This is a genomic window from Actinomadura alba (genome assembly GCF_014323705.1).
Taxonomy (GTDB): domain Bacteria; phylum Actinomycetota; class Actinomycetes; order Streptosporangiales; family Streptosporangiaceae; genus Actinomadura_C; species Actinomadura_C alba.
The window spans coordinates 22,923-44,808 of sequence record NZ_JABVEC010000018.1 but is presented as its reverse complement, the minus strand read 5'-3'; the positions used below and the strand labels follow the sequence as shown (position 1 = coordinate 44,808).

The following is a 21,886-nucleotide window of genomic DNA, read 5'->3' as shown; positions in this document are numbered from 1 at the left end:
GCACTAGGAGCGGCCGGTCGCCGATCCCTTGACCCACGCCTCGATGAGTTCGGTGGCTTGGTCGACGTTGAGTCTCGGGTCGCACAGCGAGGTGTAGTGACGCGGCAGATCGTCCTCGCTCTCCACTGACCCGCCGATGCATTCCGTCACGTCGCCCGCTGCGACCTCTATATGGAGTCCGGCGGCGTGCTGCCGGCTCTCCTCGATGATGTCGCGAAATCTCAGGGCTTCAGTGATCACGTCGGCGAGATAACGTGTTTTCAGACCGAGTCGAGATATCACGGTGTTGCCGTGCATAGGGTCACCCAGCCAGATCACCGGGTATCCTGCATTCGCCACACGCCGGACGATGGGCGGCAGGACCTCTCGAATTAGGTTTCGGCCCATCCGCGGTATCAGTATGAGACGGCCGGGCTCGCGTTGCGGATTAAGCGCCTCACACAGCCTCAGTATGTCATCAGGGGTCGCCGTCGGCCCGACTTTGCATCCGACCGGATTGGCCACTGAGGAGAGCAAGGCGACATGCGCGCCGGCCGGGTGGCGTGTCCGTTCCCCCACCCATGGCAGGTGTGTCGAGGTCAGATGCAGGTCGCCCGTGTCCGGGTCGCGGCGGACCAATCGGGTTTCATAGTCGATGACCAGGGCCTCGTGGCTCGACCACGGCCCGTCCATAGCAGGCATGCGGCCGTGTCTCTGGCGGTGCGTTCGCATCACCCGCTGCACTTTATCGCTGGCCTCATAGGCCCACAACATGCGCCGTGGGTCGGGCTTCCGGGTCACGGGAGTTGCAATTTCCGAATTTATCATGTGCCCTCGGAAAGAAGGGATGGTCAGCTCACCGTGACGCTCAGTTGCCTGTGACCGGGGTTTGGCGAACTGTCCACCCATGCGGCCGATACGTATGACAGTCTGGCCGGTGAGATCGCTGAATCGATCTCCAAGCCTGTCGATGACACGAAGCTTCTCCGATACGTGTGGCGCAGCACATTCATAGAAGCTCTCCGCGCAGTCGCCCAGTTGAAGCACGAGAGCATCGGCCGTCATCAATCTCGAGAGCGACCACCGCAGGCGTTGAATCTCCGCGGTTGTCACCAGGGGCGGAGCGGAAGCCAGCCTTTGGCAGATCTCGTGGTGAGCGGCGTGTTCTCGCCACTCCGGCTGCTGCGCCGCCGGCGTGCCCTCCCACGGTCGGAGTTCGGCGAAGCCCGCCGAGGAGCTGGGTGGCTGCATGTCTGCTCCCGTCAAACAGTGGGCGGTACCTCCGGGAGCCACAGAAGGCCCGAGTCGGTCGTCGGATGAGCGAGAGTTGTTCTGCCGGACCGACCGACCGCACCGGAGCTTCCCGCCCGGTCGAGGCGTGTGCGGCTAGCTTGACCCAGCAGCCCGTGCGTGCACATCACGTCTTTGCGGTGTTGAAGGCACGCTTCATCAGATCCCGGACACGGCTGTTTCGAGATCATGATGTGAGGCCGAGGAGGGGAAGGGTCTGGTCATGTAGCGGAAATGGTCGACGGCCGTCGACACGCCGTTGTGTCCAGTACGGGGCGAACCCATGCCACCAAGCACACTACGTGACTTACTGCCTTAAACAGTGATCGGCCAGACTGATCAATTGCATCTGGATATGGGATATAGCGTGTTTGCGCCATCAGACTGATGATCGTTGAGCGTCGCATATGGCCGTGCCGATGTCCTGCGATGGGGCACTCTCCGCCAGGACGCGGGGTGATCATGAATCCACTGGTAGGGCGTGAACACGCACTGTCGATGTTGGTTGACCATTTGGGCGCCAGCGTGAGGGCTCCGATTGCTGTGTCGTCGTTGAGGGGTCGATCGGCATAGGCAGGACTCGCCGGTTGAAGGCGACGACCTTGGCGGGGTTGAACGCGGCTTTGCGATGGTCTCCGAACGGGCGAGTGGAAACGATCAGCCGACCCCGATCCGTTTGATGATTGACTTCTTGCGGCACGTGATGGCCCGGTTAATCCGAATTCGATGATCTGGTTCGCCCGGGTAACAATCCCTTCTGGTTGGCGGATCGCCTGGGCGAATCAGTCGAGAGTGCGCGCCGGTTGGTCCAGGTCCGGCTCCAGAAATTCCAGGGCCCATGCGGCGGTCTTGCGGACTGACGGCGAGTTATCGGCGCTTAGGTTCTCCAGGATGGCGCGAGCGCGGGTGTTATCTGTCGATATCAATTCGAGAATTGTTGACTGCAATGTATCTTGGTCATCGCCCAGATCTCGCGCCGATGCCGCGATCAGAAGGGGCAGGGCCTCGATGCCTGCAAGTCCAGCCAGTGCATCGGCAACGACATCGCGGCCGTAGAAATCTTCCTCATTTAGAAATTTCTGTAGTTCTGTCGTGAGGTGCGGCACCAGCGCCCCGTCGCCGCTCGCCACTATTTCGTCGACAATCTCGTACGCTCTGGTGCTGTCATCGTCAGGATCGTTGATGCAGCGCAGCAGTTCATTCACGATCGACACGCCGACTGACAATACGGCAACCTCACTGCTCACGCCAGGATCAGACGCACAAGCCCGATAGCCGATTGTTCACCGACCCGGCTCCCGGGGCGGAAGAAGCGGTTTCTCCGGATGACTCGCGTTCGGACGAAGCTCAGCCGTCGCCGGATCCGGGCTCCGCGGCCGGGGCGACCGTGACGGGAACCCCGTTGAACACCGCGTTGCCGGACAGAGGGTCCACGACCGAGTCGTCGGTCAGCGTGTTCGCGTTGACCCCTGCGTGGGCCGCCGCGACCCGCTGAACGCTGCCGGCGTGCCCCCATCCGTGCGGAAGGCTGACCACCCCCGGCATGATCGCCTCGGTGGCCTCCACCGGGGCGACCACCTCACCGGTCGCCGAACGCACCCGTGCGTGATTCCCGAGCCCCAGTTCGGCCACGTCGGCCGGATTGACGTGCAGCGTGCACCGATTGCTGCCACCGACCAGGGTGGGCACATTGTGGAGCCAGCTGTTGTTGGAACGCAGCTGCCGTCGTCCGATCAGCACCATGTCGGCCGGCGGAGCGTCCAGCCGCTCGCGCAGCCGCGTGATCTCGCTGGTCAGCTCGGGCGGCGCGAGCCGTACACGACCCGAGTCCGTGCCCAGCATCTCCTCCAGCCTCGGCTCCAGCGGGCCGAGGTCGATGCCGTGCGGGTTGGCCCGCAGATCGGCCAGGGACAGGCCGTAAGGGCCGAGCCGGAGCATGGCGTCCAGCAGCAGTTCGGGTCCGCTGTCGCCCTCCAGCTCGGCCCGAAGTTCCCCTGGATCCCGGCCCATGACCGGCGAACCCGGCATCTGGGTCCCGGCCGTGAGCAGCTCACCGAGCATCAGCTCATCGAGATCCGCCGGATCGGCCTGCGCCCCCTTGCCCGCAGCGATCAGTGCCAGCTTCGCCATGATCTCCGCTTCCGAGGGCTGCCCGGCCTCCAGCGGCAGGACCGGCGGGGAGAACCGGGTGTAGTTGCGCACCGTCACCGTGAGCAGCAGAAGGTCGTAATGGGGCATCTGCAGCGTCCGCGGAGGCGGCAGCACCACATGGGCCAGCCGGGTGGTCTCGTTCAGATAGGGATCCACGCAGACCATGAATTCCAGGTCCTGGAGTGCGCGGCCCAGGCGCGGGCCGTTCGGCGCCGACAGCACCAGATTGCCGGCCACCGTCACCATCGCCCTGACCTGCCCCTCGCCGGGGGTCTCCAGTTCGTCCACCAAAGTGGCCACCGGCAGCTCGCCGAGGACCTCGGGTAGGCCGCGGACCCGGCTGTGCCATCGCCCCATGGCGAAGGGCCTCCCCATGGGGAGCTCGACGGTGGCCGGCTTGGTGAACATCACTCCGCCGGGTCGGTCGAGGTTGCCGGTGAGAATATTGATCACATCGACGAGCCACTGGGTGACGGTGCCGAAGTCGGCGGTGCAGGTGCCGACGCGGGTGTACACGGCGGCGGTGGGGGCCGCAGCGAGCTCACGCGCCAGCCGCATGATCGCCTCGGCGGGCACTCCGCATACCGGCGCGACCGCCCGCGGGGTGAAGGCGGCCGCCAGCCGGGTGAGCTCCTGCAGCCCCTCCACCTCGACCTTCACGGCGGTGAGGTTCTCGGCGAGGAGGGTGTGCACGATGCCGAACAGCAGGCACGCGTCGGTGCCCGGGCGGACGAACAGGTGCTCGTCGGCGAGTTCGGCGGTGCGGGTCCGGCGCGGATCGGCGACCACGATCTTGCCGCCGCGCCGGCGGAGCGCCCGCAGGCGGCCGGGGAGATCCGGCGCGGCGAACAGGGAGCCGTGCGATTCCGCCGGGTTGGCGCCGAGGATGAACAGATGGTCGGTCCGGTCCACGTCGGGCACCGAAATGGCCAGGGCGTTGCCGAACAGCAGACCACAGGCGACGTGCTTGGGAATCTGGTCGATGGTGCTGGCGCTGTAGACGTTGCGCGTGCCCAGCGCCTGGGCCAGCGGCCCTCGGTAGAAGATTCCGCCCATCGTGTGGAAGGTGGGGTTGCCGAAGTACGTGGCGACGGCGTCCCGTCCATGGGCCTCGACGACGCCCATGAGCCCACGTTCGACGGTCTCGAACGCCTCCTCCCAGCCGGCCTCGCGCCAGCGGTCACCCTCTCGGATCATGGGAACGCGGAGCCGGTCCGGATCCTCGTCGAGGACACCGAGACTCGCCCCCTTGGGGCAGATGTATCCATGGGACAACGGGTCGTCCGAGTCGCCCTTGACGGACCGTACCTTCCCGTTCCCTTCGAGCGTCAGGCGCAGGCCGCAGACGGCGTCGCAGATGGGGCACGTTCGGTATGCGGTTCTCATGGACACTCCCGCAATCAGTCGGGCCGTCACTGAGGCTGCCCGGTTCGGCTCGGGCCACATCGGCAGCATCACATTCGGTGCAGTCGCGGCACATCTCTCGTATTGCCGGTCCGCTGCGGACCGTTCGGCGATACCCGAGCCGGGGTGTTCCCTCGACGCCGCCGTCCAGCACTGGCCGTACCCGCCGTTCCACCTGGTGGCGTTCCGGGGCCTGACTGGCCGGCACTCGCCCTCGTACCGAGTGGGCGGCGCTCAGCCCGTGCCGTGGAACGCGTCGATGCCCTTGCTCCAGGTGGTGTCGAGATCGGCGTCGGGTGGGAAGCGTTGGTTCAGCTCGAGGATGACCATGCCGTGTGCGAAGGCCCAGATGGCCCGTGCGCGTTCGTGGTCACCGCCGGTGGCGTCGAGGAGCGGCATTGCGGCCGCCTCCTCGACGCCGGAGGTGAGCAGGTCGCGGCGCAGGGGCCGCTCGGTCATCAGCCGATAGAGGTTCGGCTGGCGGCGCGCGAAGTCGCGGTACGCGGCGGTGAGGGCGGCGATCGGGGCGTCGGATCGATGGACGGCCTGCGAGAACAGTTCGGCCTGCTCCTCGAAGCCGACCGAGATCAGCGCCGCCTCCAGTGCCTGCTTGTCGCGGAGGTGCTCGTAGATCGAGGAGGCGCGGATCCCGAGTTGGGCGGCGAGGCGACGCATCGACAGTGCATCGGGGCCCTCCCGCTCGAGGAGTTGCCGCGCGGTCTGCACGATCTCCCGGGCTCGTGGGGTGAGCCGGCTCAGTGCGTGGGAAGCCATTCGTCCCGCCTTCCCAGAATGACCTAACGGTGTTAGGTTAGCACCCTAACGCCGTTAGGGTGAAAGGAAGCGTCGATGCCCGCTCATGCCCCATCCCTTCACGTCGAGACCGGCACCGGCACCGGCTCCGCGCGGATCCGTGACCGCGTCGCGCGGGCCCTGCTCGTCCTCGCCGCCGCCGGCGCCGTCGCCGCAGTGGCCGGCGCAGTGGGCGCCGTCGCGGACGCCGGACCGGCCACACGGATGGTCGAGACCTGGCGCATGCTCGGCTTCGGTGTCTTCGCGGGCGTGTTCCTGCTGCTGGTCTACCGCCCCCGGCTCTACGCCGGGATCTGGGAGCTCGCCATCCTCAACAAGCTCGGCCTGACCCTGGCCGCCTTGTCCTTCGGGAGCGGGACCGACGGCGCCGGCGTGGCGCTGATCGCCGACGGAGCGGTCACGCTCATCCTGCTGGCCGCGTATGTGCTCAGCCGAGGCTGGACGGCCTGGTCGACCGCAAGGGTCGTGGCGTGATGCAGGGCGTCCGCGACCGCCGCCGTACGCCGCTCCGGACACGCTGACCGCGTCCGCACCACGCTTCCTGGTCGAGAGCGTCACCTGGATCCCCTGTTCCGGCAACGGCCTGCGGCCAGCGCTCGTGATTGGACTCGAAGTAATCCGGGCCAGTTCGCTGAACTGTGCTAAGTGAGTCCTGACCTGCACAGATGTGTGTCCTGAGGTCCGCGTCAGTCCGTATAGGTCTGAGGCGATTGCCGCGCAGTTTGACAGACAGATGTGCGGGGCGCTGGCCTTGTGCGTACCGTGTGGTCTCCAAGGAGACCTCCGGGGTGTCGAGCTGCGGTACTGGTTGCTGGGCTTTAGAAGAAGCTAGAAGCTGACGTGAATGGGCGAATTAGTGGGCATCAGGTGCAGGTACGTAAGGGTCGGTTCTGATGACGTAGAGTCTCTATGGAGAGACCCGGAGTCATTCGTGTTCGGCTTCGACGTCAATCACCTCAATGGTGACCCACTCGCCGACCAAAGCATCGGAATCGAGAAGACGTGGCATGCTCTCGATTATCTTCTTGATAAAGCTGTCGGACCTGCGGCGGATGTTATCTTCGGCGGAGACCCCTTTGCTGACGACTGGGGATATGGGCCGCCGTCTTTTATGGATTCCAAAGTAGTAAAACGTAAGGCTGATGTGCTAAATCGGACTCCGTTTAGTAATTTGACGGTCCACTACGACGCTCAGGCAATGCAGAATGAGGAGATCTATCCTGGCGTCTGGCGTGACGATGGCGAGGATTTCGATCTTAGATGGCTCCGTGGCCATTATGAGAAGTTGGTGACATTCTTCAATGTCGCTGCGGCGGCTGGTGACAGTATGGTTGTGGTTCTTACCTGAGCCGAGGGCCTTGGTCATGGGCTGTTCGGCCTCGTGCACCCAAAGCAGCTAAGCCATGTTTGTGAGCAGACGCATTATCTCGATGACCTGCGCAGATGCGTCCATGAAAATCCATGGTCGTCCATCGTGTTCCGGTCCGGTTGTCACGCAATCTCACACGCGCGTTCCCGTACGTCCACTGGATCACTGCGCTGACGGGACGCATCGGGCACTGCGCAGTGGATCGATATCACTGAATGCCCCCAGTATGGCCTGACCTTGGCGTTGAACTGGGCGGTGGCGATGCGGGTGGCGTGGCAATCGCGCCGGGTGATCAGGTCGGCCTCCATTCGCTCGGCCGTATCCATACCTCTCCGTCGCCAGGTCGCACTCTGGCGGCATCACCGACCCCGAGATCCGCGAGGACGCGGAAGACGAGGTCGAGCATTTCAGATCGGTTCGCACCTGGATCGACGTCGAGGTTCGAGGAGCCGAGACCCGTACCGGCGCCGGTCACCTCCCCAAGGCCCTCCAGGGCCTCATTAAGGTCGTCCTCAACGTCGTCACGGTCGACGTCCGTCGGGAGCGGCCGATCGAAGACGATTTCGATGAAGTCCATATCGCACCTAACCTAGCCCGCCGGCGGCGGGGGCCGTCATTCCCTTGGCTGCCTGGCTGCTGCTTCTCACGATCGGCGGCAGGGTGGAACTGGACGGTTCCGGACTTGCGCGGGGGCGGGGCCTCGTAGCCTGACCTGCGTCGGGACGGCGGGATTTGAACCCACGACCCCTTGACCCCCAGGTCGGCGGGTATGTGGTTACTACAGCTCAAGCCGTGTATGGGGGAGAGGCCCTGTGGTTCGGCAGCGTCGGGTTTGTGAGTCGTGTGCGGGGCGTGTGGTCCCCAATTGGGGCGGTCATCCGGCCGGCCTCTTCGGTGTGAAGGCGGCTCCGGCAGGACGGGGCCCTAGCGGGGCAGACGGGCTGGAGAACTGGGCTTTCCCCATCGTCGTGTAGCGCGGGCGTGCTGAGCAGAGGCCCGTTGGCTTGCCCCATAGTCGTCGGTCTGCCGGTAGATGATCTCCGGGTCGTCGTGCTGCGTGGGCCAGCTCATGATCAGGTAGTCCTCGACCGGCTCGGTGGCCACTAGATCGACGGCGGTGTCGCGGCCGCGTGCGTAAATCCTGAACCGGTAGCGGCCCGGTCCGCCTGGTGTCAGTTCCGGCAGATCTGGCAGGTCGGACATCAGCCCGCAGACGGTCACCTCACCGGCGTCAAATGCCGCGAGCGTGACCTCAACTATCTCCTCCCACTCTTCCTGCTCGGCGGACGTGGGGGCCGGCGCAGCTTGGTTTCTGATCTGTACGGTCACGGCGACATTGCCGCTATCGATGCCTGTGGAGACCACGGCGATACCGGGTTGTGCCGTGACCAGCCCGTTGTCGAAGGCGAGAAGATACTTCGGATTGGGCTGCGTGTCGGCGTCGGCGATGAACAACAGGTGATGGCTCACGTGCACTTTGCTCTGCGCGGTCTCCACAGGCTTATCCAACCAGTCACGGCAGGACACCGGTCAAGCCCGTCACCAGCGGAAACTCATACACCACCACCGTGGACGCTGGACTCCGAACACCCTGACACCTTTACGAGTGGCGTTACCCGGACTCGCCGCTGTCTGGGGAATTGAGAGTCTGCTGACAGTGCTGGGCCTCGCGCTGAACTCCAGAGGGAGATCGATGCCATGAAATCCGACAGCCATGAAGGCAAGACCATCACCTACGGGCCTGTGCCCACCCGGGTGTCCTGGCATCAGTTCGTGCTGGCCGAGGTTGGCCATTACCCGTCGGCGCCGGTCGGCGACCCTTGCAACGGTCTGATCACCCCGAGCCCGCCGTGCGGAGCGGTTATCTACACCGGCATCGCCGACGGCAACGTCGCCGTCGAAGTCCAGGTACACCAGCAGGAGCCGCCGCCCGGTGTACCGCCCCTGGAAGAGTGGGAGGACATCGCCGAGGTTACGGTGCAGGCTCCCACCGGGCAGTTGATGGTGTGTGCCCTGATGGACGATGGGCCCAGCCTCCCCCCGGTCACCGCATCGGGCGCCGGAGCTTACCGTGTGCGCGTGCACGCACGCGGCCGCGACATCGCCTACGACGCGGCCCTGCTCGATGAGATCGTTGAGGACTACCTCATCCAGGTCTGGCCTGCGCCGTCCGCGTCCGAAGTCATTCACAAGCAGACCGACGCCTGTGGCGCCGGCCTTCGCCGATCCGCCGCCAGGAACGCCGCGCGGATGGCCGGCAAGAGCTCTAGCCCCACGCCGGACTGACAGCAACACTCGCAGCTGCTCGCCGACATATCCGTCTGCCCCGGATCCGCGCTACTGCTGTGCTCCGTAGCTGCATGGCGATCAAAAGGCCGGTTCCTTGATCGGAACCCGCCTTTGAACTGGGTGGGCGACACGGGGTTCGAACCAGTGACCTCTTCGGCGTCAAGCAATCCAGGCAGCTTGAACAGCTGCAACGCCGTGTTCGGTGAGAGCAGGACCGAGTCCGCAACGAAGAGGAACACCCGAAAGTCCGCGTCGGTCGCGTGACGGTGGCTCCCCGTTCGGCTCTCATCGACTTTCAAGATCGGAAAAGGGCCTCGGAACAAGATCCGAAGCCCTTCTGACCTGCACAAACCCGGTCGGGACGGCGGGATTTGAACCCACGACCCCTTGACCCCCAGTCAAGTGCTCTACCAAGCTGAGCCACGTCCCGGTACCTGCCCTCGCAGGCGTGTCCACCTTAGCGCAGCCGAGGGGGTCCCTCGTACCGTTTATCGGCCGGGGGAGGGGTGCAGCCGGACGCTGAGGGCGTAGACCCGGGTGGTCTGGGTGGCTCCGGCGTTGTCGTCCGAGATCAGGTACAGCACGTGGCGTCCGCCCGCCGAAGATCCGCCGAGTGCCATGCCCTCCACGTTGTCCAGCAGCGGATTGGGCTGGGGCTGCTTGGCGGTGGCCCCGGAGGGCGGGCAGGTGGCGAGATCGACCAGGAGTTCCTTGCGAAGGAAGGCGCGCGGGCTCAGGTCGGCCAGCGATCCCGTGTGCGTGACGTCGGGGGCACCGGCGGCCGAGACGAGGTAGACCCGGACGGTGTTGCCGACCCCGGCCGTGAAACCCCGCTCCAGCGCGATCAGCCGGCCGCGGCCGAGGGCCACGAGCTCCACCAGGCCGAGTGCCGGGTCGGTCCGGTACGCGTACTGCGCGGTCGGCGCGTACGCGCCGCCGCTCCGGCCGGTGTAGCGCAGGACGCGCACTAGAGCGTGGCCCTCGGTGTCGCTGCCGTCGGTGGAGAGCGGCCCCTCCATCCCGGCGTACAGCTCGCGGCCGTCCGGTGTCGCGGCGAGCGCCTCGAAGGTCTGGTTCCGGACGGCCTCGCCGTCCGGTGTCACCCGGAAACGGGCCGGCACCGGCAACTCGGCGGTCTGCGTGCCGTCGGAGAGGCGGAACCGCCGGATCGTGGGCTCGGTCTCGGACGACGCGAGGACGGTCCGGCCGCCCCGCTCGGCGACGAGGCCCTCGCCGTCGAAGTCGGCGCCGGTGTACGGCGCGCCGTTCGGCCGCCGCAGCGTGGTGACGCCCCGGACGGTGGCGGTGAGATCCCGCCCGGCCTTCAGCGACAGGTCGTAGATCCGGGCGGGGGTGGTGCCGACGTTGTCGACCAGTGTCAAGCCGCGCGACGGGCCGGTGAGGCTCAGCGCCGATAGGCCGGCGACCGCGGTGTCGTCGAACGTCGTCTTGTCGAGGCCGTCCGTGAAGCCCAGCAGCGACGCGCCGGGCGCGCAGCGCGCGCCGTCATCGCCGTGGCCGGGGCCCGACCGTACGGCTGCGGACGTGGGAACGGCCAGGGCCGTCATCAGCATGACGGTGGCCGATCCGACCTTGAGTGACAGCCGTGTGCGCACCAGGACCTCCGAATGGGGACGTGACTCGACGGCCCGGCCGCACCCGGCAGGCCCGGCACGATCGAAGCGCACCACACCGGATGGCGGCCGACACGGCGCCGAACTCCGCGTGAAGACCGGGCGGCCGCGAGGCACCGCGGGAGCCGGATCCCGCCGCCTGCCCTTCCGGGATGAGTCTTCCGCGTGACGGAAGGCAGGGGGGTCCGCCGGCGATGGCTGCCGCATAGTCGGGTCCACGAGACGCGCCGTGAATCGGAACACGGCAGGCGCGGGAGGAGGACCCGGATCGATGGCCTCGTTCACCGAGAAGTTCGCCAGGAATCAATGGTACGTGGCCGCCTATGGGCGGGAGGTGGGCCGGGAACTGCTGGCCCGCACGATCTGCGGCGAGCCGATCGTGTTCTACCGGACCGAGGACGGCCGGCCGGTCGCGCTGGCCGACCGGTGCGTGCACCGCCGATTCCCGCTGTCGCAGAGCAAACTGGACGGCGACCGGATCGTGTGCGGCTATCACGGGTTCACCTACGACACCGGCGGGACCTGCGTGTCGGTGCCCGGGCAGAAGCGCATCCCGCGTACGGCGCGGGTGCCCTCCTATCCCGTCGTGGAACAGGACTCGTTCGTGTGGGTGTGGATCGGCGACGCCGACCGGGCCGACGAGACGACGATCCCCCGCGCGCCCTGGCTGAACCAGGAGGGCTGGACGGCCGTCAACGGCATGGAGTACCTGCCCGCCAGGTACGGCCTGCTCGTGGACAACCTGCTCGACCTCTCCCACGAGACCTATCTGCACGCCGGCTACATCGGCACCCCCGAGGTGGCCGAGACCCCCATCACCACCGAGGTGGACGACGACGCGTCGGTGGTCCACGTCAGCAGGCGCATGAGCGACGTCGAGTGCCCGCCCTTCTACGCCGAGTCCACCGGCATCAAGGGCCGCATCGACCGCTGGCAGGACATCGAGTACCACCCGCCGTGCCTCTACCTCCTGCACAGCAGGGTCGCGCCCACCGGCGTCGCGCCGCGCGCCGACGCGGACGACTCCGGTGCCTTCCACGTCGAGGTCGTCTACGCGATCACGCCGGAGACCGAGAACTCGACCTTCGACTTCTGGGCGGTCGCGCGCGACTTCGCCCTCGACGACCAGGGCGTCTCGGACTTCCTGTGGGAGAGCAACCGCACCGTCGTGCTGCAGGACGTCACCGCGCTCACGGTGCTCGAGAAGGTCATCGCCGATGAGGCGGAGGGCTACCAGGAGCTGAGCATCAACATCGACACGGGCGGCCTCGCCGCGCGCAGGCTGCTCAAGCGCATGGTCGAGGCCGAGGCGCCGGACCGGACGAGCGCGTTGAGGTGAGCCATGGACACGGCTGACGAGGAGTACGAGAGCACGAACGTCTACCGGGTGGTGTGGGTCCCGGGGACCGACCGGCTGCGCGGCGAGTGCCACTGCGGCGCCGAGAAGGAGGCGCAGGACCCCATCGAAGTATGGGCCTGGCTGCTCGCGCATCCCGACGGCCACGGCGGCGGGCGCGCGGGTGCCGTCCGTACCGAGACTTCGTTGGCGGGGCGGCGATCGGAGCGGTCCGCGCCGGTGGGCGTGTGACACGGCACCGCGGAGGCGCACCATGATCGAACAACGCAAGCCGTCGCAGCGGCCGGCGTCCGGCGGGGAGTTCGCGGCCGAACTGCACGTCACGGAGCGCGAGACCGTCGCCGACGGCGTCGTCGCGCTGACCCTGGCCGACCCCGGCGGGCGGGGGCTCCCGGCGTGGTCTCCCGGCGCGCACATCGACCTGTCGCCGCGCCCCGATGTCGTACGGCAGTACTCCCTGTGCGGCGATCCGGCCGACCGGACCGGCTGGCGGATCGCGGTGCTCCGCGAGCCGGAGGGGCGCGGCGGCTCGCGTCTGGTGCACGACGACCTGGTCCCCGGGTCGCGGGTCCAGGTGCGCGGGCCGCGCAACAACTTCGCCCTGGCCGAGGCGCCCCGCTATCTGTTCATCGCCGGCGGCATCGGGGTGACGCCGATCCTCCCCATGGTCGCCGCCGCTGAGGCGGCCGGCGCGTCGTGGCGGCTGGTGTACGGAGGCCGCAGGCGCGCGTCGATGGCCTTCCGCACCGAACTCGCGCGGCACGGGGACAAGGTCGTCATCTGGCCGCAGGACGAGGCCGGGCTGCTGCCGCTGGACGACGAGCTCGGGGAGCCCCGCGCGGACACGCTCGTCTACTGCTGCGGGCCGGAGCCGTTGCTGGCCGAGGTGGAGCGGCGCTGCGGGGCGTGGCCCACGGGGGCGCTGCACGTCGAGCGCTTCGCGGCGCGTCCTGTCGGCGAGCCGGTACGGGCCGGCGGCTTCGAGGTGGTGTGCAAGCGCTCGGGGCTGACCCTGGACGTCGCGCCGGACCGCTCCATCCTCCATACCGCCGAGGACGCCGGCATCACGGTGCTGTCCTCGTGCCAGGAGGGCACCTGCGGCACCTGCGAGACTGAGGTCATCGAGGGAACACCGGACCACCGTGACTCCGTGCTCAGCGAGTCGGAGCGAGAGGCGGGCGACGTGATGATGATCTGCGTGTCACGGTCCCGCACGCCGCGTCTCGTACTCGATCTCTAGGCGCACGGGCACGCACCGGCCGGATGGAAGAGTGAGGCAGCGATGAGCCCAGCCCGGACGGCCGCCGGCCGGCTGCTGGACGTCCTCGGCGCGTTCTCCGCCGAACAGCCGTGCCTCACCCTCTCGGAGATCAGCCGCCGTACGGGCATGCCGCTCACCACGACCCATCGCCTCGTCGGGGTGCTCACGGAGTGGGGCGCCCTCGAGCGGGACGAAGGCGGGCGCTACCGCGTGGGCCTGCGGCTGCTCGAGGTCGCCTCGCTGTCGCAGCCATGGCTCGGGCTGCGCGAGACCGCGCTGCCGTTCATGGAGGACCTCTACGAGGTCACGCACGAGAACGTCCAGCTGGCCGTCCGGGACGAGCTTGAGGTCGTGTACGTCGAGCGCATCGCAGGCCGGCGCGCCGTGGGGGTCTACACCCGCGTCGGCGGCCGTTGGCCGTTGCACTCCACCGGGGTCGGCCTCGTCCTGCTCGCGTACGCCGACCCCGAGGTGCAGGAGCGGGCGCTCGCGTCGACGCTGAAGCCCTACACCGAGAAGACCATCGTCGACCACGACGAGCTGCGCCGCGTCCTCGCAGAGGTACGGCGCACGGGCGTCGCCGTCAGCGACGGTCAGATGACCCTCGACGCGCTCTCGGTGGCGGCGCCGATCCGCGGGACCTCGGGAGAGGTGATCGCGGCGCTGTCCATCGTGGTGCTCGCGGACGGCGCCGAGCCCAAAACGCTCATCCCGGCCGTGACCGCCGCCGCCCGCGCCATCTCCCGGGGGATGGGGTTCCGGACGGCGCCCCGGCGAGCGGGCGGCCGGGGGCGGCTTGCCGGCGGGTGAGGACCTGGGCCGGTACGGAGCGCGCGGCGTCGGGAGACGGCACGGCGGTCGTCAATTCGGCAATACCGGCGGCATCAGGCGTTACAACAAAGATCACTGAAATGTCGGTGGCTTCTGGGAGGATTTATCCATGGGTCTCGATGTAGTGGTCGGCGTCTTCGGGGAGTTCGACGAAGACGCGTGCGCGGAGTTCGCCGAGGACTTCGCCGTGGTGCGCAAGCAACTCTCGGCGGCGGGTCTGCCGGACTGGGAGGAGCCGCGCCTGACCGAGGACGACGTCGTCCTGCACGACATGTACGGCTACTCGGGCCTGCACCACCTGCGTCGGGTCGCGGCCCATCTCGCGGCCTCCGGCGCCGTTCCCGGGTCGTCGGACAAGGACCCGACGCACGACCCGGTGCTGAAGGCCGCCTATGCCGGCGGCGCTTCGCACTCGATGACGATCAAGGGTGAGTCGGTCGACCGCCGTGGCGCCGCGGCGACCGTGCCCACCTTCGACCACCTGATCCAGCACTCGGACTGCGAGGGCTACTACGTTCCCGTGGACTTCGCCCCCGTGCTGCTCAGCGATGACGTCCTCGGCGGTTACGTGGGTTCGTCCCAGCGCCTGCTGGAGGAGTGCCTCAGGGTCGCCGAGGCGCTCGGCCTGCCCATCGACATCGATCCCGAGTCCAACGAGATCATGGATCTGATCGCCGGCTCGGCGGAGCCCACCGCCGAGTGGCAGCGGCATGCGATCGCTTCGCTCACCTGCCTCCAGCTCATCGAGGCCGCCTGGCACTCCGTCGGCACCGGGGCCGCGATCGCCTTCTGCTGACCCGGCCAGGGGTCACGTCGGGGCAGGGGCGGGAGTAGGACGCGGGCCGGGGTGGAATGCCTCACGCGTTCCGTCGGTTACGCCGAATAGAGATCGGGAGCACTCCGCCGGATCTCTACCGCGGCGAGATCCGGCCGCCGCGTCGACCGAAGAGGGGCGAACGAAATGCTTTTCGGTAAAGAACATGTCCGGCGCTACGTCGAGACCGATGGTGCGGAAGGACATGACTGGCAGGGCACCACCGTCCTGATCCTCACGATGACCGGGCGGCGTACCGGCGAGAAACGCAGCACTCCGCTGATCTACCAGCGACACGGTAACGACCACCTCGTGGTGGCCTCCCACGGCGGCGCGGACGAGAACCCGCTCTGGTATCGCAACCTGGAGGCGCATCCCGACGCCGAGATTCAGGTGAAGGGCGACCGGCTGAAGGTACGGGCCCGTACGGCGACGCCGGAGGAGAAGCCGGAGCTGTGGCGGATCATGACGGCGACGTGGCCCGACTACGACGAGTACCAGAAGAAGACCGACCGTGACATCCCCGTGGTCGTGCTGGAGCCGGTGACCTGACGCCACCGTCATCACGTGGTGTTCGCGGGACGGCCGTGAGCGACCGCGTGATCACGGCATGGGTGGCGGAACGGCCTCGCCCGCGGAACCGGCCGTTACCGGCGCTCTTCGCCGGGGAACCGGAGCACCAGCCGCTGTGCGAAGCCGCCCCGCTCGGCCGCCTTCGCGGCCCGCAACTCCTCCAGTTCGGCCGGTTCGAGACCGTGGGTGCGGGCGAGGGCGTGCACGACCTCGAGCAGGTCGGCGAGTTCCTCCGCGTCGGCCTCGCCCGGGATGGCCGCGGTGTACTCGCCCGCCTCCTCGTACATCTTGGCGCGCAGCAGTGCGGCGTACTCGCCGTCACCGGCCACGCGGACCTCGGGTGATCGGCCGTCGGCCTCGATGATCTCGGGGATCCGGTCGCGGACCAGCTTCTCGGCGCGTCCCCCCGGCCGGTCCGCGGGCCCCGGTATCCGGCCATGCCGCCGATCCAGGGCCTGTACCCACTTGACCGCGACAGCAGCGGTCTGGACGAGTTCGGCCCGCAGGCGCTCGGGGGCGGACTCGGCGAGGGCCTCGGAGAACTCCTCACCGAGGATGTGCCGCCAGGTCAGCGTGCCTTCCGACCACGCCGTACGGCACGCGGCCTTGGCCCGCTCGGCGTCGGTGGCGTACTCGTGCCCGGTTCCGTCGGGGAATTCCTGGACACCCCACATGGCGTCCTGCGCGGCACGTTCCCGCGCGATGTCGTCCAGCACCGTGGCGAGCGATCCTGGCACTTCGGCGTCGGGCTCCGTCAGCATGTCCGCCACCCTAGGCAAGGTGCCGCGGTCATGTGCGAGAGACCGCGTTCTCCGGATACCGGTCGCATAGGCTCTGGCGTCATGCGCCGATCCATGCTCGCCGGTCTCGCGATCGCGGTGACCGCCGGCCTCACCACCGCGGCCACCGCGGCCGGAACGCCCGTCGCCGCGTCGGCGACCGGCGCTCCGGGCGGCCACCCCATGACGGCCTCGGCGAAGGTTCCGGTGACGGCCCTCGCCGCTCCCCACGTGGCGCGGACCCCGGCACAGCGGACCCCGGCACAAGGGACGGGACTCGGCGCTCCCCGGCCGGATGGCGATCTCAGGACCGACCTCGACGCCATCCTGAGCGACGCCCGCCTGACCGGCGCCAGGGCCGGGGTCGTGGTCCGCGACGCCCGGACGGGCAAGGACCTCTACGCGCGCGGCGCCGACGCCCAGATGATGCCCGCCTCGAACCAGAAGCTGCAGACGGCCGCGGCCGCGTTCGGCGTGCTCGGACCGGGCTACACCTTCCGTACGAGCGTGCTCGCCGGCGGGCCCCGGCGGGCGGGCACGCTGACCGGCGACCTCGTCCTCAAGGGCACCGGTGACCCGACACTGCGGGCCGCCGACTACGACGGGCTCGCCGCCGCCGTCGCGGCGAAGGGCATCACCAGGGTGACCGGCCGCCTGGTGGCCGATGACACCTGGTTCGACGACCGGCGGCTCGCGCCCGGCTGGGATCCGGCGGACGAACCGTACTCCTACGCCTCCCAGGTCTCGGCGCTCACCGTCTCCGCGGACTCCGACTTCAACGTCGGCTCGGTGCGCGTCGACGTCTCGCCGGGGACACAGGGCGGCCCGGTCGACGTCGCGCTCGCACCGGCGACCGGCCACGTCACCATCGACGACCGGGCGACGACCGGCGCGCCCGGATCGGCCTCGACGCTGTCGATCACACGGCTGCCCGGCACCAACGTCATCCGGCTGACCGGTTCCCATCCCGCCGGCGGCGCGACGGTGCGGACCCTCCGCACGGTCGACAACCCCTCCCTGTACGCGGCCGACGTCTTCCGCCGGGCGCTCACCGCCCATGGCGTCAGCGTGGCCGGGCCCACCGCGCGAGCGGCGGCGCCGCGGACGGCCACCACGATCACCACTCGCACGTCGATGCCGTTGTCCAGCCTGGCGGTGCCTTTCCTCAAGCTCAGCAACAACAACATCGCCGAGATCCTGGTGAAGGCGATGGGCCGGAAGAGCGGCGGCGAGGGCAGCTGGCGGGCCGGCCTTCCGGTCGTCGCGAAGTACGTGAAGACCCTCGGAGTCGAAGCGTCGCGGCTGAACCTCGCCGACGGCTCGGGGCTTTCGCGCTCGAACCGGGCCACCCCGGCGCTGGCGGGTCAACTGTTGCGGGGAGCACGGTCCAAGACCTGGTTCCCCGCCTTCTACAACGCGCTGCCCATCGCCGGGCAGGCGGATCCGTGGGTGGGCGGCACGCTGGCGACCCGGATGAGCGGCACGCCGGCGGCCGGGAACGTACGCGCCAAGACGGGCACGCTGACCGGTGCGACGGCCCTGTCCGGCTACGTGAAGAACCCCGCAGGACGCCGGCTGATCTTCTCGATCATGTTGAACGACTACGCGGGCGCGGCGCCGAAGGACCTTGAGGACAGGATCGCGATCCGGCTGGCCACCGGAAAGCTCGTCGGCCCGGCGGCGACGCCGCGGACGACCGGCCGTCCGCTCCACGTCAGGCCCGGTGCCGAGCTCGAATGCTCCTGGACGGGCACCTGCTGACCCGCGCTGACGATCAGTGTGCGGCGGGCGCAATGCCGGGCGGAATGCCGGGTGGAGTCCGCTGCGGTCGCTCGTGCTCCAGCATCCCCATCTCCACGGAGGACCACCAGGAGCCGTTCACGCTGGTGACGTCGCGGAGCACACCCTCCCGTACGAAGCCCGATCGCTCGTAGAGCCGCAGCGCGGTGGTGTTGTGGCTGTAGACGCCGAGACCCACCCGGTGCAGGCGCAACTCGTCGAAGGCCACGCCGAGCGCCGCGTCGACCAGCCGGGCCCCGAGCCCCTGCCCGCGGGCGGACGGAGCGGTCACGATCCTGCCGAGCCGTCCCGTCCGGTGCCGCGGATCCACGAGCAGTGAGACGTGCCCGACGGCCGCTCCGGTGCGCGGGTCGATCGCCGTCCAGCTCCGCCGGTCCGGCTCGGTCGCCATGGCGGCGAGCTGCGCCGCGTCGAGCGGCCAGCGGAAGGTGGTGCCGGACCACAGCAGCATGTCCTCCTCCGTGGTGATCCAGTCCAGGATCAGTGACACGTCGGTCTCGGTGAAGGCACGTAGCTCGATCATGACGGCCTCCAGCGTACGGCTCCCGGCCGGTCAGGCACGCTCCGGTAGGTCGCGCCGCACCATGCCCTTCGCGTCCGGATCAAGGGTGCTCGAGGTCAACCGCCGGTCTGCGGCGGCGGTGCCAGGCCGTAGGCCCGGACGGCCGTCCCGCCGAAGACCGCCTCGCGCTCAGCCGCCGACAGCTGCGCGGTGAGCTCCCGCCCCGCCTCGACGACCCGGTCGTACGGGGCCGCGAGCAGGCAGACCGGCCAGTCGGATCCGAACATCAGCCGCCGGGGCCCGAAGGCGTCGAGCACCACGTCGGCGTACGGCCGCAGGTCGCCGATGTCCCAGCGGCCCCAGTCGGCTTCGGTGACCAGGCCGGACAGCTTGCACATGACGTTGGGCAGCCGCGCCAGCTCGCGCATCCGGCCGGCCCACGGCTCCAGCTCACCCGACGCGATCGGCGGCTTCGACAGATGGTCCACCACGAAGGTCAGCTCGGGCAGCACCGTGGCCGTGCGGACGGCCGCAGGCAACTGGTGCGGCAGGGTGAGCAGGTCGTAGGCGAGGCCGGCGCCGGCCACCGCGCGCAGCCCGCGTCGTACGTCCGGGCGGCACAGCCAGTCCTGATCCGGCTCGCCCTGCACCTGGTGCCGGATCCCGGCCAGGTACCCGCCGCCCGGCGCCTCCCGCAGCGCGGCGAGCGCGTCCGCGACGTCCGGGGCGGTCAGGTCGACCCAGCCGACCACCCCGGCGACCAGGTCGTCGGCGGCGGCGAGGGCGAGGAACTCCGGCGTCTCGGCGGCCACGGTGATCGTCTGGACCAGAACGGTGGCGGTGACGCCGGCGGCGGTCGCCTCCGGGCGCAGGTCGTCGAGCGAGAAGTCGCGGCGCAGCGGGGCGAGCCGCTCCCCGGTGATCCAGTCCTGATCGCGTACGGAGAGGTCCCACACGTGGTGGTGGGCGTCGACGAAGGGGGTCACGCGCCCTCCAGGTGCCAGACGGCGGGCAGACCCGACCCGACCATTATCGGCTCCATCACCGCTTCGTCCCCGATCCTTCCGCGTCTCCCGGCGATCAGTCTCTGCAGTGATCCGATGTATATCCGGTTTCCGGCCCCGGCGACAAGGTGACGACCGGTGACGCGTCAGCCCTCGTACGCGTTGCGCGGCTTCTTGATCGGGTGGACGCTCATGGCGGACAGCTCGTGCACGCCCGTCGCGACGGCGCCGGACGACGGAGGCCGCCAGGTGCCCACGACCTGTACCCAGGAGCCGGTCGGTGGCGACTTCGCGCCGTGCACGACCACCCGCAGGGGGATCGCGTCACCGGCGCAGCAGCTCATCCGCAGCCGGGTGAGATGCCAGCCGCCCTTCGCGCGCGGGGTGGCGAACCCGGTGAGCTTCACGGGGGCGCCCCGAAGTCTCGCCGGGTCGCCGATCTGCGCCTCGAAGGACCGGCCGATGTACTCGCCCAGGGTCATCTCCGTCGGGGCTCCGGAGGGCGCCTGCTTCAGCGCCCCGAAGCCCTCGGCGGGCGGAGGAGGGGGCGCCGCCGAGCGGGCACCGTCGCGGGACGCGGTGAACGAGCCGAGGGCAGGGGGAGCGATCAGGAAGATCGCCAGGGCGGGGAGGCAGAGCAGCCATGCCACCCGGGGTCCGTGACCGTGGTCGTGGCCGTCATCCGTGCCGGCGTGGTCGGCGTCGGTACGAGCCGCGTCGTGGCCGGTGCCGTCCGTCCAGTCACGGCGGACGCCGGCGGCCCCGAGCGCGATGAGCGCGACGGCGGCGGCGACGAGAAGGGGGCGGAAGCCCGGCTTGACGTAGTTGAGGTACTCGTCGGTGGCCACGGTGATCCACAGTGCCGCGGCGCCGACGAGGATGAGCAGCAGGTTCTGCGCGGCCTTGGTCACCAGAGCATCCATCCCACGAGTGCGCTGACCGCCACGGCGAGCACGAAGGTCAGCGGGACGAACCGGACGGCGAAGCGCGGACCGAAGATCCCGGCCTGCAACGCGATGAGCTTCAGGTCCACCATGGGCCCCACCACGAGGAAGGCCAGCTTGGCGGTGGGGGAGAACTGCGTCAGGCTCGCGGCGACGAACGCATCGGCCTCCGAGCAGATGGACATCAGGACGGCCAGGACCGCGAGGGTCAGCACCGACAGCCAGGGAATCCCGGCCACGCCGGACACCCAGTTCGCCGGGACGATCACGTTGATGGTCGCCGCGGCCAGCCCGCCGACCACCAGGAAGCCGCCCGCGTGCATGATGTCGTGCCGCATGGCCTGCCGGAACCGTTCCCAGCGGCCGATGCCGTCCGTGGCCGGGCGCGGTATCCGCAGCCACTCGCCCTTGCCGAACCGCAGCCACAGCCATCCGGCCAGTACGGCCACGACGATCGACGCGAGGAAGCGCCCGAGCACCATCTCGGGGTCGCGGGGAAAGGCCACCGCGGTCGCAACCAGCACGACCGGATTGATGGCCGGTGCGGCCAGCAGGAAGGTCAGCGCCGCCGCTGGGGCGACGCCGCGCGCCATGAGCCCGCCGGCGACGGGTACCGAGGCGCATTCGCAGCCGGGCAGTACGGCGCCCGCCACCGCGGCGGCGGGCACCGCGGCCGCCGGCCGCCGGGGCAGCACGCGGTTGAAGAACGAGGGCGGGACGAAGGCGGTGATCGCGGCCGAGAGCGTCACCCCGAAGACCAGGAACGGCAGGGCCTGTACGCAGATGGCCACGAAGATCGTGGCCCAGGCGTCCAGCGATTCCGCCGCGATTGCCGGCGCCACCCACAGCCGGCCCACGACCAGCAGCATGGCGATCGCTGCGAAGATCCACAGCGCTCTGGCCCCCGGTGTCGCCGTCGAGCCGCTCCGTCCCCAGCCAGGGGGAGGAAGCGCCTCGTCGTGGTCGGCGACCCGCGCCGTCGGACCGTCTCTCATGCTCGTAATGGTGCCAGAGAAACGGCTGTGACCTGGTGCTACTGGTGAGGCGGCCGACCGCTTTCGCCGGATAAAAGATCTACCAAGCGGTTTGCGT

At 68.9% G+C, this 21,886-nt stretch carries 22 protein-coding genes and 1 tRNA gene; 10 read left to right on the top strand and 13 right to left on the bottom strand.

The features are described from left to right. Window positions 1–3 precede the first annotated feature (3 nt). The 4 genes from HKK74_RS22860 to HKK74_RS22845 form a co-directional block, all read right to left on the bottom strand. Window positions 4–1,230, bottom strand: a complete 1,227-nt coding sequence (locus HKK74_RS22860; RefSeq protein ID WP_187245331.1) for a 3-deoxy-7-phosphoheptulonate synthase — start codon at window positions 1,228–1,230, stop codon at window positions 4–6. 821 nt (window positions 1,231–2,051) lie between these two features. Next, window positions 2,052–2,516: a HEAT repeat domain-containing protein gene (locus HKK74_RS41540; protein WP_187245330.1), complete on the bottom strand. Its 465-nt coding sequence runs from the start codon at window positions 2,514–2,516 to the stop codon at window positions 2,052–2,054. A gap of 100 nt (window positions 2,517–2,616) precedes the next feature. Next, window positions 2,617–4,806, bottom strand: coding sequence for a molybdopterin oxidoreductase family protein (locus tag HKK74_RS22850; protein ID WP_187245329.1), 2,190 nt, complete (start codon window positions 4,804–4,806; stop codon window positions 2,617–2,619). Window positions 4,807–5,058: 252 nt separating this feature from the next. Then, window positions 5,059–5,598, bottom strand: a complete 540-nt coding sequence (locus HKK74_RS22845) for a TetR/AcrR family transcriptional regulator (protein ID WP_187245328.1) — start codon at window positions 5,596–5,598, stop codon at window positions 5,059–5,061. Between the two features lie 75 nt (window positions 5,599–5,673). On the opposite strand from HKK74_RS22845, the gene HKK74_RS22840 reads away from it, so the two are divergent. Together HKK74_RS22840 and HKK74_RS22835 are read left to right on the top strand one after the other, a co-directional pair. Further along, window positions 5,674–6,111 carry a hypothetical protein gene (locus HKK74_RS22840; protein WP_187245327.1) on the top strand — a complete coding sequence of 146 codons (438 nt, stop codon included), beginning with the start codon at window positions 5,674–5,676 and terminating at the stop codon, window positions 6,109–6,111. Between the two features lie 370 nt (window positions 6,112–6,481). Then, window positions 6,482–6,985, top strand: coding sequence for a YfbM family protein (locus HKK74_RS22835; RefSeq protein ID WP_187245326.1), 504 nt, complete (start codon window positions 6,482–6,484; stop codon window positions 6,983–6,985). A 313-nt stretch (window positions 6,986–7,298) separates the two neighbouring features. On the opposite strand, the gene HKK74_RS22830 is transcribed toward HKK74_RS22835, so the two are convergent. Next, entirely contained in the window at window positions 7,299–7,583 is a 285-nt protein-coding gene (locus HKK74_RS22830) for a hypothetical protein (protein WP_187245325.1), read from the bottom strand. A 347-nt stretch (window positions 7,584–7,930) separates the two neighbouring features. After that, window positions 7,931–8,503 carry a hypothetical protein gene (locus HKK74_RS22825; RefSeq protein WP_187245324.1) on the bottom strand — a complete coding sequence of 191 codons (573 nt, stop codon included), beginning with the start codon at window positions 8,501–8,503 and terminating at the stop codon, window positions 7,931–7,933. A 201-nt stretch (window positions 8,504–8,704) separates the two neighbouring features. Here HKK74_RS22825 and HKK74_RS22820 point away from each other — a divergent pair, with 201 nt between their 5' ends. Then, on the top strand, window positions 8,705–9,292 hold the full coding sequence (locus tag HKK74_RS22820; RefSeq protein ID WP_187245323.1) for a hypothetical protein: 588 nt from the start codon (window positions 8,705–8,707) through the stop codon (window positions 9,290–9,292). Window positions 9,293–9,651: 359 nt separating this feature from the next. Here HKK74_RS22820 and HKK74_RS22815 read toward each other — a convergent pair. Both HKK74_RS22815 and HKK74_RS22810 read right to left on the bottom strand, forming a co-directional pair. Continuing rightward, window positions 9,652–9,725: transfer RNA gene (locus tag HKK74_RS22815), tRNA-Pro, on the bottom strand. A gap of 58 nt (window positions 9,726–9,783) precedes the next feature. Continuing rightward, complete coding sequence (locus tag HKK74_RS22810) at window positions 9,784–10,911, bottom strand: esterase-like activity of phytase family protein (protein WP_222722618.1); 1,128 nt, start codon at window positions 10,909–10,911, stop codon at window positions 9,784–9,786. 289 nt (window positions 10,912–11,200) lie between these two features. Here HKK74_RS22810 and HKK74_RS22805 point away from each other — a divergent pair, with 289 nt between their 5' ends. The 6 genes from HKK74_RS22805 (at window position 11,201) to HKK74_RS22780 (ending at window position 15,744) form a co-directional block, all read left to right on the top strand. Continuing rightward, window positions 11,201–12,268, top strand: coding sequence for an aromatic ring-hydroxylating dioxygenase subunit alpha (locus HKK74_RS22805; RefSeq protein ID WP_187245322.1), 1,068 nt, complete (start codon window positions 11,201–11,203; stop codon window positions 12,266–12,268). A gap of 3 nt (window positions 12,269–12,271) precedes the next feature. Then, complete coding sequence (locus tag HKK74_RS22800; protein ID WP_187245494.1) at window positions 12,272–12,517, top strand: hypothetical protein; 246 nt, start codon at window positions 12,272–12,274, stop codon at window positions 12,515–12,517. A gap of 22 nt (window positions 12,518–12,539) precedes the next feature. Next, window positions 12,540–13,526 carry a PDR/VanB family oxidoreductase gene (locus HKK74_RS22795; RefSeq protein WP_187245321.1) on the top strand — a complete coding sequence of 329 codons (987 nt, stop codon included), beginning with the start codon at window positions 12,540–12,542 and terminating at the stop codon, window positions 13,524–13,526. A gap of 42 nt (window positions 13,527–13,568) precedes the next feature. Then, entirely contained in the window at window positions 13,569–14,357 is a 789-nt protein-coding gene (locus HKK74_RS22790) for an IclR family transcriptional regulator (RefSeq protein ID WP_187245320.1), read from the top strand. Window positions 14,358–14,487: 130 nt separating this feature from the next. Then, complete coding sequence (locus tag HKK74_RS22785; RefSeq protein WP_187245319.1) at window positions 14,488–15,174, top strand: putative DNA-mimic protein; 687 nt, start codon at window positions 14,488–14,490, stop codon at window positions 15,172–15,174. Between the two features lie 165 nt (window positions 15,175–15,339). Further along, window positions 15,340–15,744, top strand: a complete 405-nt coding sequence (locus HKK74_RS22780) for a nitroreductase family deazaflavin-dependent oxidoreductase (RefSeq protein ID WP_187245318.1) — start codon at window positions 15,340–15,342, stop codon at window positions 15,742–15,744. 95 nt (window positions 15,745–15,839) lie between these two features. On the opposite strand, the gene HKK74_RS40160 is transcribed toward HKK74_RS22780, so the two are convergent. Next, a complete protein-coding gene (locus HKK74_RS40160; protein ID WP_246491890.1) occupies window positions 15,840–16,526 on the bottom strand; it encodes a nucleoside triphosphate pyrophosphohydrolase in 687 nt (228 codons plus the stop codon). A gap of 81 nt (window positions 16,527–16,607) precedes the next feature. On the opposite strand from HKK74_RS40160, the gene dacB reads away from it, so the two are divergent. After that, entirely contained in the window at window positions 16,608–18,305 is a 1,698-nt protein-coding gene (dacB, locus tag HKK74_RS22770; RefSeq protein WP_187245317.1) for a D-alanyl-D-alanine carboxypeptidase/D-alanyl-D-alanine endopeptidase, read from the top strand. Window positions 18,306–18,318: 13 nt separating this feature from the next. Here dacB and HKK74_RS22765 read toward each other — a convergent pair whose 3' ends face one another. The 4 genes from HKK74_RS22765 to HKK74_RS22750 form a co-directional block, all read right to left on the bottom strand. Continuing rightward, on the bottom strand, window positions 18,319–18,867 hold the full coding sequence (locus HKK74_RS22765; RefSeq protein WP_187245316.1) for a GNAT family N-acetyltransferase: 549 nt from the start codon (window positions 18,865–18,867) through the stop codon (window positions 18,319–18,321). A gap of 95 nt (window positions 18,868–18,962) precedes the next feature. Next, window positions 18,963–19,832 carry an amidohydrolase family protein gene (locus HKK74_RS22760; RefSeq protein WP_312881682.1) on the bottom strand — a complete coding sequence of 290 codons (870 nt, stop codon included), beginning with the start codon at window positions 19,830–19,832 and terminating at the stop codon, window positions 18,963–18,965. A 164-nt stretch (window positions 19,833–19,996) separates the two neighbouring features. Next, window positions 19,997–20,761, bottom strand: coding sequence for a TIGR03943 family putative permease subunit (locus tag HKK74_RS22755; RefSeq protein WP_187245315.1), 765 nt, complete (start codon window positions 20,759–20,761; stop codon window positions 19,997–19,999). Next, window positions 20,758–21,789 carry a permease gene (locus HKK74_RS22750; RefSeq protein ID WP_187245314.1) on the bottom strand — a complete coding sequence of 344 codons (1,032 nt, stop codon included), beginning with the start codon at window positions 21,787–21,789 and terminating at the stop codon, window positions 20,758–20,760. The genes HKK74_RS22755 and HKK74_RS22750 overlap by 4 nt, the downstream gene beginning before the upstream one ends. Window positions 21,790–21,886 lie beyond the last annotated feature (97 nt).